Genomic DNA, 12,273 nt, shown 5'->3' with positions numbered 1-12,273 from the left:
ACCGGGATCGGGGTGGGGTCACGGGCAGGCCCGCACTCTGGGCCGGGCTCGCGCTCGGGATTCGGGGCGGTCAGCCGAAGCGTTCGATCCGGATACGTTCCACCGGCTGGCCCGCGTCCACCAGCAGCCGCGAGGCGTGCTCGGCGAACCCGTTCGAGCCACACACATAGGCTTCCCACCCACCATCGGGCCCGTCGGCCAGGAGCCGCGCCACATGTGCGGCCGCCACACGGCCCACGGCCACACCCTCAGGGGCGCTGCGCGTGAACACCGGGGTGGTCTCGGCGCCGTACTCCGACGCGTAGATCAGTTCCTCGGGACTGCGGGCCGACACCAGCAGCCGCAGGGGCACCGTCAGGTTCCGCGCACGGTGGTGGCGGAGCATCGACATCAGCGGTACGACACCGGAGCCCGCGCCGATCAGCAGGGCGGGCCGGTCGCCGGGCCAGGCGAAGAACCCGCTGAGCGGTCCACGCAGCTCGACCTCGTCGCCGGGCTTGGCAACCGTGTGGAACCAGCCGGACACCTCACCGCCGTCGACGTGGTCGAGGGTGAGTTCGACGTGTCCGTCGTCCTCGGGGGGCGAGGCGATGGAGTAGTGCCGCTGGGCGACGTAACCGTCCTCGGCCCGCAGCCGGAGCATCAGATGCTGGCCGGGCAGATGACCCGTCCACTCGGGCACGGCGAACCGGAAGGTCGCCGCGTGGGGGGTCTCCCGGCGGATCTCGGTGAGGGTGGCGCGCTGCCAGGTGGCCGCGGCGCGGTTGCTCACGGCGATCCGGCCGGGCACCGCGAACCGCGTCGAGGGCACGGAGGCCGCCGAGGACAGGGAAGTCGCCGAGGGCATGGAGGTTGTCTCAGTCACCGGAGTAACGCTGCTCTTCCCAGGGGTTGCCGCGGTGGTGGTAGCCGTTCTGCTCCCAGAAACCCGGCTCGTCGTGGTCCAGGAGCCGGATGCCGGCGATCCACTTGGCGCTCTTCCAGAAGTACAGGTGCGGCACGATCAGCCGTGCCGGGCCGCCGTGCTCGGCGGGCAGCGGCTGGTCCCCGTACTCCCAGACGATCCAGGCCCGTCCGCCGGTCAGATCGGCGAGCGGCAGGTTCGTGGTGTAGCCCGTGTGCGAGTAGGCGACCGCGTGGGTGGCCTCGGCGGCTGGGCGGGCGAGATCGAGGAACGCGTCGAGTGACACGCCCGCGAACCGCACCCCGAACTTCGACCAGCTCGTCACGCAGTGGATGTCGCCCTCGTAGGCGGACGGCGGCAGCGCGTGCGCCTCGTCCCAGGACCAGGTGCGCTCCTCGGCGACGAGCCCGTCGACGGTGAACGTCCACTGCGAGGTCGCCAGCTCCGGCGTGACCTCCGCGGACAGGACGGGCCAGTCGTCGCGGGCGTCGTACTGGCCGGGCGGCAGTCCGTCGTTGCGGACGCGCGGGCGCCCGGCGAAGCCCCGGGTGACGTTCATCGGGTCACGTTCATGCGAGTGGTGCCTCCAGGCCGACCGGACGGCGGCCCTTGATCGTTGCGTACGCCCTCCACGGTACCGGGCCCGCCGGGGGCACCCCACCGGGGATCATTGCCGCCGTATGAACACTCGCCGGGTCCGGCCGCTTCCGGGAATAGCCGCACCCGCGATCTTCCTTGCCGATAGTGCCCAGCCAGTAGCCGGCCGGCTTCCGGCCGGTGCCCACATCGGCGTGAAGGAGAGTGACGGAGTAGATGCCCAAGGCGTACGTCTTCACCCAGTACGGCGGTCCGGAGACCGAGGCCCTCGTCGAACAGGACCGGCCGAGCCCCGGACCCGGCCAGTTGCTGGTCGCCGTCCGGGCGGCGGGCGTCAACCCGGTCGACTGGAAGCAGCGCACCGGCTACCAGCGGCCGGGCCAGCAGCGGCGTGAGCTGCCCGCAGTCCTCGGCAACGAGGCCGCAGGGGTCGTCGAGGAGATCGGCGAGTCGGTCACGGGCTTCGCGGTCGGCGACGAGGTCTTCGGCAACCCCGTGGCCGGCGGCTACGCCCAGTACGCGCTGTTCCCCGTGGCCGTGACCGCGCACAAGCCCGCCGGTGTCTCCTTCACGGACGCGGCCGCCCTGCCCGTCGCGGCGGCCACCGCCTACGACGGAGTACGCCAGCTCGCCCTGCCGACGGGCGCGACCCTGCTGGTCACGGGCGCGGGCGGCGGTGTGGGTGTCGCGGTCGCGCAGATCGCCCGCGCCGACGGACTGAACGTCATCGGAGTGGCGAGCGCCGGCAAGAAGGACCTGGTCGAGTCGCTGGGCGCCGCGCACGTGCCGTCCGGCCCGGACTTCGCCGAGGGCGTGCGGGCTCTGGCGCCCGACGGCGTGGATGCGGTGTACGACCTGGTCGGCGGCGAGGTCCTGGAGGCCGCGGCCGAGCTGGTGAAGGACCGCGCCAAGCTGATCACCGCGGGCGGCAAGGACATCGTGGAGGGCCTGGGCGGCTCACCCGTCGTACGGGCCCGTACCGCCGCGGTGCTCGACGAGGTGGTCCGGCTCGTAGTCGACGGCAGGCTCGACCCCCTGGTGACACGGACGTTCCCCCTCGAAGAGGCCGCCGAGGCACTGCGTACCGTCGAGGAGGGCCACGCCCGCGGCAAGGTCGTGATCGAGGTCGCGGAATGAGCGGCACGCCCCACATCCTGGACAACCCCGCGCGGGCCTCGCTGACCGGTCCGCACGCCCACTTCGCCGAACGCCGTGGCCGGGTGCTGCGCTACCCCGCCGACGTGTCGCCCTGGCTGGCGCTGCCCGACGACCCCGGCGCCGACGACTGGGCCGATGTCGCGGCGCTCGCCGGGCCGGGCAACGAGATCGCGCTGCCCGGCTTCCGCGGGGAGATCCCGGAGGGCTGGGAGATCACGTTCCGCGGGGAGGGCGTGCAGTTCGTCGACGACGGCCTGGCCGCCGCGCCGGACCCCGAGGCCGTCCGGCTGGGCCCTGCCGACGTACCGGAGATGCTGGCGCTCGTGGAGCGGACCAGACCGGGCCCGTTCCTGCCGCGCACGGTCGAACTCGGCACCTATCTCGGCATACGCCGGGACGGGGCCCTGGTCGCCATGGCGGGGGAGCGGCTGCATCCGCCCGGCTGGACGGAGATCAGCGCGGTCTGCACCGACGCCGCCGTCCGCGGCCAGGGCCTGGCGACCCGGCTGACGCTTGCGGTCGCGCACGGCATACGCGCCCGGGGCGAGACCCCGTTCCTGCACACGGGCGCTGACAACACCACTGCCGTCCGCCTCTACGAGTCACTGGGCTTCCGGCTGCGACGCAGCACGAAGTTCCTGGCGGCGCGGGTACCGGAGCGGCCGGACCGGCTGGAGGACGAGCGGGTGGTGGCGGCCGGCTGAGGGCTGGGGAGCCCGCCCGGGTCGGGGCCCTGGTGCCGCGTGCTCGGGCGCCGCTCAGCCGCTCGCGGGCGAGTCGTCCGGACGCGCGGTCACACCTGGCCCCGGACCTGGCCCGGGACCCGGACGTGAGTCTGGGCTTGGGCCTGTGGGTGGGTCGATGCCGGGTCCCGCCGCGTTGTACCGCAGCAGATAGCCCGCGAACCGTCGCAGATCCTCCTCGGGCCAGCCCGCCAGCCGCTCGCGGAAAGCCACCCGGCGGCTCGCGGTCACCTGCGCGAGGATCTCCGTCCCGGCCGCCGTGAGGTGCAGCACCTGGACGCGCTGGTCCTGCGGATCGGACCGCCGCTCGATCAGCCCGGCACCTTCGAGGGCCGACACCTGGCGGCTGACCGTGGACTTGTCGAGGGCGTAGTGCGCGGCGAGATCGGTGGCACGGCAGCCGTCGCGCTCCTCCAGATGACCGAGCAGCGTGTACGAGACCAGGGACAGCTCCGGGTGCAGACGGCCGGCCGAGGCCCGAGCGCGGCGGGCGAAGGCCGTCATCTCGTGGTGGATGGTCTCGATGGCGACGTCGGCTGCGGACACGGATGCGTTCACGGGGGTTGCCCTTTCACTGATGGTTGCACGCTACAACCATCAATTGCATGAGGCAATCAGAAGGCCGGCGTGTAATGTTGCCGTCCGGCTGGGAACTGCCCCGGCCGTGTCGGACCAAGGAGGTGAGCCCCATTACTGCTGTGTCAGCTCGGGTGCTCCCGCCTCGTGGCCTCATCGGCATCAGGTGACCTAGGCCCTGCCGGCCTCGGAGAGCGCCCTTCGGTTTCCCGAAAGGCTCCTCGGCTTCCATGCCACCTTCTTACGTCCATGTCGTCACCGCGCTCCGCTCCGCGGGCTGTGTCTTCGCGGAGGACGAGGCACGACTCATCCTCTCCGCCGCCCGTACTCCGGCCGAACTCACCGCCATGGTGGACCGTCGTGCGGCGGGCCGGCCTCTTGAACACGTCCTGGGGTGGGCCGAGTTCAGCGGTCTGCGGATCGCGGTGGAACCCGGCGTCTTCGTGCCGCGCCGCCGTACGGAGTTCCTGGTCGGGCAGGCCGTCCGGCTCGCCCGCGCTCTTTCCTCCGAGGTACCGGTCGTCGTGGACCTGTGCTGCGGCTCGGGGGCGGTGGGTGCGGCACTCGTGGCGTCGCTTCCCGGCGCGGAACTGCACGCCGCCGACATCGACCCCGTGGCCGTACGCTGCGCGCGCCGCAACGTCGGCGGACACGGCCGGGTCTACGAGGGCGACCTCTTCGGGCCGTTGCCGCGCGGTCTGCGCGGGCGGGTCGGGGTCCTGGCCGCGAACGTGCCGTACGTGCCCACGGGCGAGGTGGGGCTCCTGCCGCCGGAGGCCCGCGACCACGAACCGCTCGTCGCGCTCGACGGGGGAGGGGACGGGCTCGACGTCCTGCGCCGCGTGGCCGCGGAGGCGCCGGGGTGGCTGGCGCCCGGGGGGAGCCTGCTCGTGGAGACGAGCGAGCGGCAGGTCGGGCGGGCCGTCGAGATCTTCGAGGCGGCGGGCCTGGTACCGCGAGTGGAAACCTCGGAGGAGCGAGGCGCAAACGTCATAGTCGGCCAACGCCCACACGGAGGGGTCGCGGATTGACCGCGCCCACTGAACCTGGGGGGCGCGCCGGCGGTCTGTCGGCTGCGGTCCGGCGGGGGCTGGCAGCGCAGTTCCCCGCGCCCCTAAAAGACAACACTGCCCCTGACCCCCGCGCCGCCTCAGGGACGCGAGGAACGCCGCGAGCAACCACGACGTTCCCGCAGGTCAGATCGCACCTGTGCCCCCGCCCCGTGAGGGGGCGCGGGGAACGGCGCGAGCAACCACGACGCTCCGGCAGGTCAGATCCCACCCGGGCCCCCGCCCCGTGAGGGGGCGCGGGGAACGGCGCGAGCAACCACGACGTTCCCGCAGGTCAGATCTCACCCGGGCCCCCACCCCCCAAGGGGCGCGGGGAACGGCGCGAGCAACCACAACGCTCCCGCAGGTCAAATCACACCCGGCCCCCACCCCGTGAGGGGGGCGCGGGGAACGGCGCAACCAGCCCCCACACACCCGCACCCGCAAGCAACCCCCCAACACGCCCCGCCGAGAGGCTCTCGTCACAAAGACCCCCCACCCTTTTGCAACTAGTTGCATAAACCCCCGGACGTCGTCTACAACCATGGGGACGACGCCGCGCACGGAGGGGCCAATGACCCACTACCCACACCTGCTGAACCCGCTGAACCTGGGCTTCACCACCCTGCCGAACCGCGTACTCATGGGCTCCATGCACATAGGCCTGGAAGAGGCAGAACACGGCTTCACCCGCATGGCCGAGTTCTACGCGGCCAGAGCCCGCGGCGGCGTAGGCCTCATCGTCACCGGCGGCATCGCCCCCAACGAAGCGGGCCGCCCCTACGAGGGCGGCGCCAAACTCACCACCGAGGCAGAAGCGGAACAGCACGCCGAGATCACCGCCGCGGTACACCGCGAAGGCGGAAGGATCGCGATGCAGATCCTCCACTTCGGCCGCTACGCCTACCACCAGGACCTGGTCGCCCCCAGCGCACTCCAGGCCCCCATCAGCCCCCACATCCCCCGCGCCCTGACGGACGACGAGGTCGAGCAGACCATCGACGACTACGCCAGGACGGCCCGCCTCGCCAGGCGCGCGGGTTACGACGGCGTGGAGATCATGGGCTCCGAGGGCTACCTGATCAACGAGTTCATCGCCGCCCGGACCAACAAGCGCGACGACCGCTGGGGTGGCAGCTACGAGAACCGCACGCGGTTCCCCCTCGAAATCGTCCGCCGCGTCCGCGAAGCCGTCGGCGACGACTTCATCATCATCTACCGCCTGTCGATGCTGGACCTGGTCACGGGCGGCTCCTCCCTCGACGAGGTGATCACCCTCGCCAAGGCCGTGGAGGCCGCGGGCGCGACCATCATCAACACCGGCATCGGCTGGCACGAGGCACGCATCCCCACCATCGCGACCTCGGTGCCGCGAGGCGCGTACGCCTGGGTCACCAAGAAGGTCATGGGCGCCGTGTCGATCCCGCTCGTGACGACGAACCGCATCAACACCCCGGAACTGGCGGAGCAGTTGCTCGCGGACGGCCACGCGGACATGGTGTCGATGGCTCGCCCGATGCTCGCGGACCCCGACTTCGTCAGCAAGGCGAAGGCCGGCCGCCCCGAGGCCATCAACACCTGCATCGGCTGCAACCAGGCCTGCCTCGACCACACCTTCGGCGGCAAGATCACCTCCTGTCTGGTGAATCCGAGGGCCTGCCACGAGACGGAACTGGTCCTGGCCCCGACCCGTACCCGTAAGCGCATCGCCGTCGTGGGCGCGGGCCCGGCCGGACTGGCCTGCGCGGTCAGTGCCGCCGAACGCGGCCACGACGTCACCCTGTACGACGCCGCGGCCGAGATCGGCGGCCAGCTCAACGTGGCCCGCAAGGTCCCCGGCAAGCAGGAGTTCGACGAGACGATCCGATACTTCCGCACGCAGCTCGAACTGCACGGCGTGGACGTCCGGTTGAACACCCCGGTGTCCGACGGCGACCTCGCCGCGTACGAGGAGGTCGTCGTCGCCACGGGCGTCGGCCCACGCACCCCCGAGATCCCCGGCGTGGACCACCCCAGCGTCGTCGGTTACCTCGACGTGCTGCGCGACGGTGCCCCCGTCGGCGACCGGGTCGCGATCCTCGGCGCGGGCGGCATCGGCTTCGACGTCGCCGAGTACCTGACCGACAGCGGCGACAAGGCGAGCGAGGACCCGGCGACGTACTTCCGGCACTGGGGCGTCGACATGGACTACCAGACACCCGGCGGCCTCGGCGCCCCCGAGCGGCCCGCCCCGCCGCGCAGCGTCCACCTCCTGCAGCGCAAGGCGTCCAAGGTCGGCGCCGGGCTCGGCAAGACCACGGGCTGGATCCACCGCGCGGAGCTCAAGCACCGCGGAGTCACCATGGTCCCCGGCGTCCGGTACGACCGTATCGACGACGCCGGACTGCATGTCACCGTCGACGGCGAGAGTTCCGTCCTGGCGGTCGACACCATCGTGCTCTGCACGGGCCAGGAACCACGCCGCGACCTGTACGAGGCACTGCGCGTCGCGGGTCGCAGCGTGCACCTCATCGGCGGCGCCGACGTGGCGGCCGAACTGGACGCCAAGCGGGCCATCAAGCAGGGCACCGAGCTGGCGGCGGCGTTGTAGGCCGCCGGACCCCGCCCGGACCCGTCCCTAGGATGACCCCATGTCACTCCCGCACGCGATCCTCACCGCCCTGCTTGAGAAGCCGTCGTCGGGGCTGGAGCTGACCCGCCGCTTCGACAAGTCGATCGGCTACTTCTGGTCGGCGACGCATCAGCAGATCTATCGCGAGTTGGGAAAGCTGGAGGCCGAGGGCTCCATCAGGGCCCTCGCCTCGCAGCAGCCGGCCCGCGGGCAGAAGAAGCGGTACGAGGTCCTGCCGGCGGGCCGCGCCGAACTGGCCCGCTGGACCGCCGTGTCCCAGGACCCCAAGCCGCTGCGCGACACACTGCTGCTGCGGCTGCGCGCGGCGGCGGTGGTCGGCACCGCGGGCATCGGGGAGGATCTGCGCCGCCATCTCGACCTGCACCGGCGGCAGTTGGCGGAGTACGAGGAGATCCAGGAGCGCGACTTCCCGCCGGGCAAGGACGCTCCCGCGGACCGGCTCCAGCATCTCGTCCTGCGGGCCGGGATCGACTTGGAAACCTTCTGGACGGGCTGGCTCACGCACGCGCTGGAGGAGTTCGACCGCATCCCGGCCGAGGGCTCCACACCCTGACCGGCCCGGTCACAGCCGACGAGGTCGGAGGCGGGCCCCTGTCACAGGCGGTTCGGCTTGGAGCGCCGGCGCAGGACCCAGACGGTGGCCCCGACCCCGGCGGCCACCAGTACCCCGCCCGCCGCGTAGGTGACGGTGCTGTAGTCCTGACTTGTGCTGCCCATACCGCCCATCACCCCGCGCGACGGTGACGCCGTGGCCGTTGCCGTCCTCGTCGCCGAGATCGTGGGGGTCGAGACCGGCGAGACGGTGACGGACTGCGTGCCCGCCGTCGACCCGTCGGCGCACACCACGATGACGGTGTACGTACCGGAGGTGACGCTCGACCAGGCGGCGGACTGGCTCCCGCTGGTCCCGGACAGGGTCACCTGGCGCCCCTGCGCGAAGTTGGCCTGACCGCTGGAGAGCAGCGAGGCGTTCCCCATCGATCCGTTGGACCTGGTGACGCACGCGGCCGTGGTGACCTGCACCGTCCCGCCACTGGTGGTCACGTTGATCCCCGTGGCCGCCGCGGCGGCCACGCCGGGCATGCCCGCGGTGAGGGCCAGCGGCAACGCGGCGACCGCCACGGCCTGCCCGGAGCGGACGAGTGTCTGAGTGATACGCATAGGACTGCCCTCCAGCGGCACGGTGGCGGTACATCCCATGAGCCGCCGAGGGTCGGGAACGCCCGTGCTGCCTTCGGACCGAGCCAATGCGACGGCCACCGTTTCCGCATGCGGGCCGGGACCGTACAGGTGAACAATTGCCGTGGTGTGCGGCTCTTCCTCACGCCTTCCCGGTCGTCACCGTCCGCTCAGCCGAGAAGGCGCCCCACGTGCCGTCCGGCAGCTTCGCCCGGATCCGTACCCGCTGGGTGAGCCCGGCCTCCCGGCCCACGTAGAAGCTGTACGTCGCCCTGCCGGGCGGAGGGGTCGCGCCCCAGACGAGCGAGGTGACCGGCTTCCGGTCGAGCTGGATCTGGTACTCCGTGATCACCCCGTCCACCTTCGGCTGGGTCCATGACAGGTCGAGGTAGTACGCCCCGTCCTTGCGATGCGTGGCGGCACGGAACGCGGCGGGCGCCATGCCCGTCCCGGTGCCCGCGCCCTTCGCGCCGTCGGGGCCCGCAGCGGTGGTGATCCGGACGGCCTCGCTCGCGGGCGAGACGTTGTCCGCCGCGTCGCGTGCCCGGACCGTGAAGGAGTAGCGCGTCCCCGGCCGCAGCCCGGTGACCACGGTCGCCGTCTGGGCACCGCCCACACTGTGGATCTTCGTGTCGCCCTGATAGACGTCGTACGAGGCCACGCCCACGGCGTCCGTGGACCGGGTCCAGGAGAGTTGCGCGGCCCGGTTCCCGACCGCCTTCCCGCCGGGGCGCTCCGGGCGGCTCGGCGCCCGCTCGTCGGCGGCGGTCGCGGCGGGCGTGGTGGCCCGGACCCGCTCGCTCGGCGGCCCCAGCCTGCCGTCGGCGTCCCGGGCCCGCACGGAGAAGGCGTACCGGGTCGACGGCTTGAGCATGGTGATGTCCACCATGTACTCGGAACCGGGCACTTCCTTCACCTTTGTGGTGCCGCGATACACCTCATAGCGGGTTACCGCCGGTTTTCCCGAGGCCCGGTTCCACATGACATGGACGCTGGTCGCACTGCCCGCCGCCGCGGTGACCCCGGCCGGAGCGCCCGGAGGCCGGTCGTCCTCGCCCGAGCCCTGCCCGGTCCGACCGCAGGACACCATCGTGAGCAGCGCGCCGCAGACCACGGCGGCTCGCAGGAGTACGCGTCGCACAGCCCTGCCCTCCCTCGACGTTTCCGCAACGAGATTGGTCCGGACCAATATGGCGTCCCATGTGGGGCCACAACAAGAGGGCCGCCGTTCGCGATTTCGGCCGTACGTTACGTATGCTGATCCTCTGAACGGCTGAACTCGCCCATGTCGCAGGGAAGTTCATGCCGACGGTGCGGAACGCTGTCGTCGCTGATCCCGCGCCGGCGAGGGCGGCCGGGTGGCCGGAGTCGTCGACGAATCCGGCCACCCGGCCCCCGACGACACGTCACTCGGCACGTCCCCGGCACGTCACCCTGTGCACCCCTCTGTACGTCCCGACGTGTCACCGGACGTGCACCGTACGGCCCCCCAGCGGTGGCCGCCCGGGCGGACCCCCACCAGATTGGGCTGAGTGTTCGTCAGTGCCCGCTCAGGAGAGGGTCTTTTATCGTGCGTGTCCGGTCACTGATGCTGGCCGCGGCCGGTGCCGCCCTGATCGCCCCCACGGCGCTCGCCAGCGCCGCCCCGCCGCCCGACGCCGCGCACGAGCGCGCCGGACACGGCGGCCCGGGCGCGGAGAACGTCCCACGGGCGGGTGGCGCCGCGGACACGCGGAAGGCACCGCGTCGGAAGGCGCCGCGTCCGGGGAACGTGCGGGCCACGGAACTCCTGGCCGCCGTACGCGACTGCGCCCCCGTCTCGGACGACCGCTTCAGCAGCGACGACGGCGAGCCTGCGGACATCGAGGTCTGCGGCAGGAAGGAAGCCGTCTTCTGGAAGGCCGACCTGGACATCGACTGCGACGGCAGACCGGGCAAGCACTGCAACGAACGCACCGACCCGCTCTTCTGCGACACCACCGCCTTCCAGCAGTCCGACGGACGCCAGCTGAGCGCCGAGCGACTGCCGTACGTGGTCGTACCCGGGCCGAGCCACCGCTGGAACCACAAGGAGCACGACGTCCGGCGCGGGACGGTCGCCGCGGTCATCCACGGCGACCGTGTCCGGTACGCGGTCGTCGGCGACATCGGCCCCGCGGACATCATCGGCGAGGCCTCGTACGCCCTGGCCCGGAACCTCGGCATCCGCCCCGACCCGAAGGGCGGCGGAGCGGCGTCCGGAGTCACCTACATCCTGTTCAAGGGCTCCGGCGCCTCTCCCATCGAGAACCCCGGGGCAGCCGCGGCCCAGGGGGAGCGGCTGGCCCGCGAACTCGTCGGCCGCAGCTGAGCCACCCCGTCGACGTGCCGGTGTCAGACCTTCCGGTAGGTGTACGCCTCCGCTGCCGCGGCCTCCACCGCCGCCAGGTCAGCTCCGGCGGAGGCCGTGACGACCGCCGCCACCGCGCCCTCGACGAACGGCGCGTCCACCAGCCGGGTGTCCGGCGGCAGCTCGTCGCCCTCGGCCAGCAGGGCCTTCACCGTGAGGACCGCACTGCCGAGATCGGTCAGTACGGCGACACCGGCACCGCGGTCCACGGTGGCCGCCGCGGCGGAGATCAGCTCGGAACTGGTGCCCAGGCCGCCGTCCCCGTCACCGCCCGCCGCCGCGACCGGAGCGAGCGTGCCGCCGCCCGCGAGCCCCGCCGCCAGTTCGGCGACCGCCGTGGCCACCGCGGCGCTGTGCGACACGAGCACGACGCCCACGAGCTTCGCGCCGTCGCCGTCGCTGTCACCTTCGGCCGTCCGGCTGTCCGTCCCGCCGTTCACGAGGTCACTCACCGGCCGTCTCCGCGAGTGCCGCGATCAGGATCGCCGAGGAGGTGGCACCCGGGTCCTGGTGCCCGATGCTGCGTTCGCCCAGATAGCTCGCCCTGCCCTTGTGCGCCTGCAGCGGCGTCGTCGCCTGGGCGCCCTCCTCCGCGGCGGACCGTGCCGCGGCGAAGGACTGCCCCAGCGCGTCGACCGCCGGCAGGAGCGCGTCGATCATCGTCTTGTCGCCGGGCGCCGCGCCACCGAGCTGCATCACGGCGTCCACGCCGGTGCGCAGCGCCTGCGCGAACTCCGGCTCGTCGACCTCGGCGGCCTCACCGAGTGCCTTGCCCGTCCGCCGCAGCAGAGTCCCGTACAACGGGCCCGAGGCGCCGCCCACCGTCGAGATCAGCGTGCGTCCGGCGAGGATCAGGACAGCGCCCGGGGTGCCGGGCTCCTCCTTCTCCAGCGCGGTCGCCACGGCGCGGAAACCGCGCTGCAGATTGCTGCCGTGGTCGGCGTCGCCGATCGGCGAGTCGAGGGCGGTGAGCCGTTCCGCCTCGTGTTCCACGGACACGGCGGTCGCCGTCATCCAACGGCGGAAGAAGTCGGCGTCGAGCACTG

General features: G+C 72.3%; 13 protein-coding genes. 6 read left to right on the top strand and 7 right to left on the bottom strand.

Features of this window, described 5'->3' with window-relative positions:
• Nucleotides 1-70: 70 nt before the first annotated feature.
• Together ACZ60E_RS41120 and ACZ60E_RS41115 are read right to left on the bottom strand one after the other, a co-directional pair.
• Nucleotides 71-847, bottom strand: coding sequence for a ferredoxin reductase (locus tag ACZ60E_RS41120; RefSeq protein WP_469447338.1), 777 nt, complete (start codon nt 845-847; stop codon nt 71-73).
• A 10-nt stretch (nt 848-857) separates the two neighbouring features.
• Nucleotides 858-1,463 carry a sulfite oxidase-like oxidoreductase gene (locus tag ACZ60E_RS41115; protein ID WP_469447291.1) on the bottom strand — a complete coding sequence of 202 codons (606 nt, stop codon included), beginning with the start codon at nt 1,461-1,463 and terminating at the stop codon, nt 858-860.
• 254 nt (nt 1,464-1,717) lie between these two features.
• Between ACZ60E_RS41115 and ACZ60E_RS41110 the strand changes: the two genes are divergently transcribed.
• Both ACZ60E_RS41110 and ACZ60E_RS41105 read left to right on the top strand, forming a co-directional pair.
• A complete protein-coding gene (locus tag ACZ60E_RS41110; RefSeq protein WP_453793140.1) occupies nt 1,718-2,638 on the top strand; it encodes a quinone oxidoreductase family protein in 921 nt (306 codons plus the stop codon).
• Nucleotides 2,635-3,363 carry a GNAT family N-acetyltransferase gene (locus tag ACZ60E_RS41105; protein ID WP_469447288.1) on the top strand — a complete coding sequence of 243 codons (729 nt, stop codon included), beginning with the start codon at nt 2,635-2,637 and terminating at the stop codon, nt 3,361-3,363. The genes ACZ60E_RS41110 and ACZ60E_RS41105 overlap by 4 nt, the downstream gene beginning before the upstream one ends.
• A gap of 54 nt (nt 3,364-3,417) precedes the next feature.
• Here the strand turns inward: ACZ60E_RS41105 and ACZ60E_RS41100 are convergent, their stop codons facing one another.
• A complete protein-coding gene (locus ACZ60E_RS41100) occupies nt 3,418-3,948 on the bottom strand; it encodes a MarR family winged helix-turn-helix transcriptional regulator (RefSeq protein WP_469447336.1) in 531 nt (176 codons plus the stop codon).
• A 260-nt stretch (nt 3,949-4,208) separates the two neighbouring features.
• On the opposite strand from ACZ60E_RS41100, the gene ACZ60E_RS41095 reads away from it, so the two are divergent.
• The 3 genes from ACZ60E_RS41095 to ACZ60E_RS41085 all read left to right on the top strand — a co-directional run bounded on the left by ACZ60E_RS41095 (nt 4,209) and on the right by ACZ60E_RS41085 (nt 8,212).
• Nucleotides 4,209-5,009 (top strand): putative protein N(5)-glutamine methyltransferase, encoded by an 801-nt coding sequence (locus tag ACZ60E_RS41095; RefSeq protein WP_469447286.1) that lies wholly within the window; start codon nt 4,209-4,211, stop codon nt 5,007-5,009.
• 592 nt (nt 5,010-5,601) lie between these two features.
• Entirely contained in the window at nt 5,602-7,617 is a 2,016-nt protein-coding gene (locus tag ACZ60E_RS41090; RefSeq protein ID WP_469447285.1) for an FAD-dependent oxidoreductase, read from the top strand.
• Nucleotides 7,618-7,657: 40 nt separating this feature from the next.
• The gene (locus tag ACZ60E_RS41085) at nt 7,658-8,212 is read left to right on the top strand and encodes a PadR family transcriptional regulator (RefSeq protein WP_469447283.1); all 555 of its coding nucleotides are present in this window, start codon (nt 7,658-7,660) and stop codon (nt 8,210-8,212) included.
• A 41-nt stretch (nt 8,213-8,253) separates the two neighbouring features.
• On the opposite strand, the gene ACZ60E_RS41080 is transcribed toward ACZ60E_RS41085, so the two are convergent.
• Nucleotides 8,254-8,820, bottom strand: coding sequence for a hypothetical protein (locus tag ACZ60E_RS41080; RefSeq protein WP_384809714.1), 567 nt, complete (start codon nt 8,818-8,820; stop codon nt 8,254-8,256).
• Between the two features lie 160 nt (nt 8,821-8,980).
• Nucleotides 8,981-9,979 carry a fibronectin type III domain-containing protein gene (locus ACZ60E_RS41075; RefSeq protein ID WP_469447281.1) on the bottom strand — a complete coding sequence of 333 codons (999 nt, stop codon included), beginning with the start codon at nt 9,977-9,979 and terminating at the stop codon, nt 8,981-8,983.
• Nucleotides 9,980-10,408: 429 nt separating this feature from the next.
• Between ACZ60E_RS41075 and ACZ60E_RS41070 the strand changes: the two genes are divergently transcribed.
• A complete protein-coding gene (locus ACZ60E_RS41070) occupies nt 10,409-11,188 on the top strand; it encodes a glycoside hydrolase family 75 protein (RefSeq protein ID WP_469447279.1) in 780 nt (259 codons plus the stop codon).
• 23 nt (nt 11,189-11,211) lie between these two features.
• Here ACZ60E_RS41070 and ACZ60E_RS41065 read toward each other — a convergent pair whose 3' ends face one another.
• Nucleotides 11,212-11,667 carry a PTS-dependent dihydroxyacetone kinase phosphotransferase subunit DhaM gene (locus ACZ60E_RS41065; protein WP_469447334.1) on the bottom strand — a complete coding sequence of 152 codons (456 nt, stop codon included), beginning with the start codon at nt 11,665-11,667 and terminating at the stop codon, nt 11,212-11,214.
• Nucleotides 11,668-11,671: 4 nt separating this feature from the next.
• The gene (gene dhaL, locus ACZ60E_RS41060) at nt 11,672-12,271 is read right to left on the bottom strand and encodes a dihydroxyacetone kinase subunit DhaL (protein ID WP_384809708.1); all 600 of its coding nucleotides are present in this window, start codon (nt 12,269-12,271) and stop codon (nt 11,672-11,674) included.
• Between the last annotated feature and the right edge of the window lie 2 nt (nt 12,272-12,273).

It is taken from the genome of Streptomyces sp. NPDC102514 (genome assembly GCF_055584525.1).
This window is presented reverse-complemented; position numbering and strand designations above follow the sequence as displayed.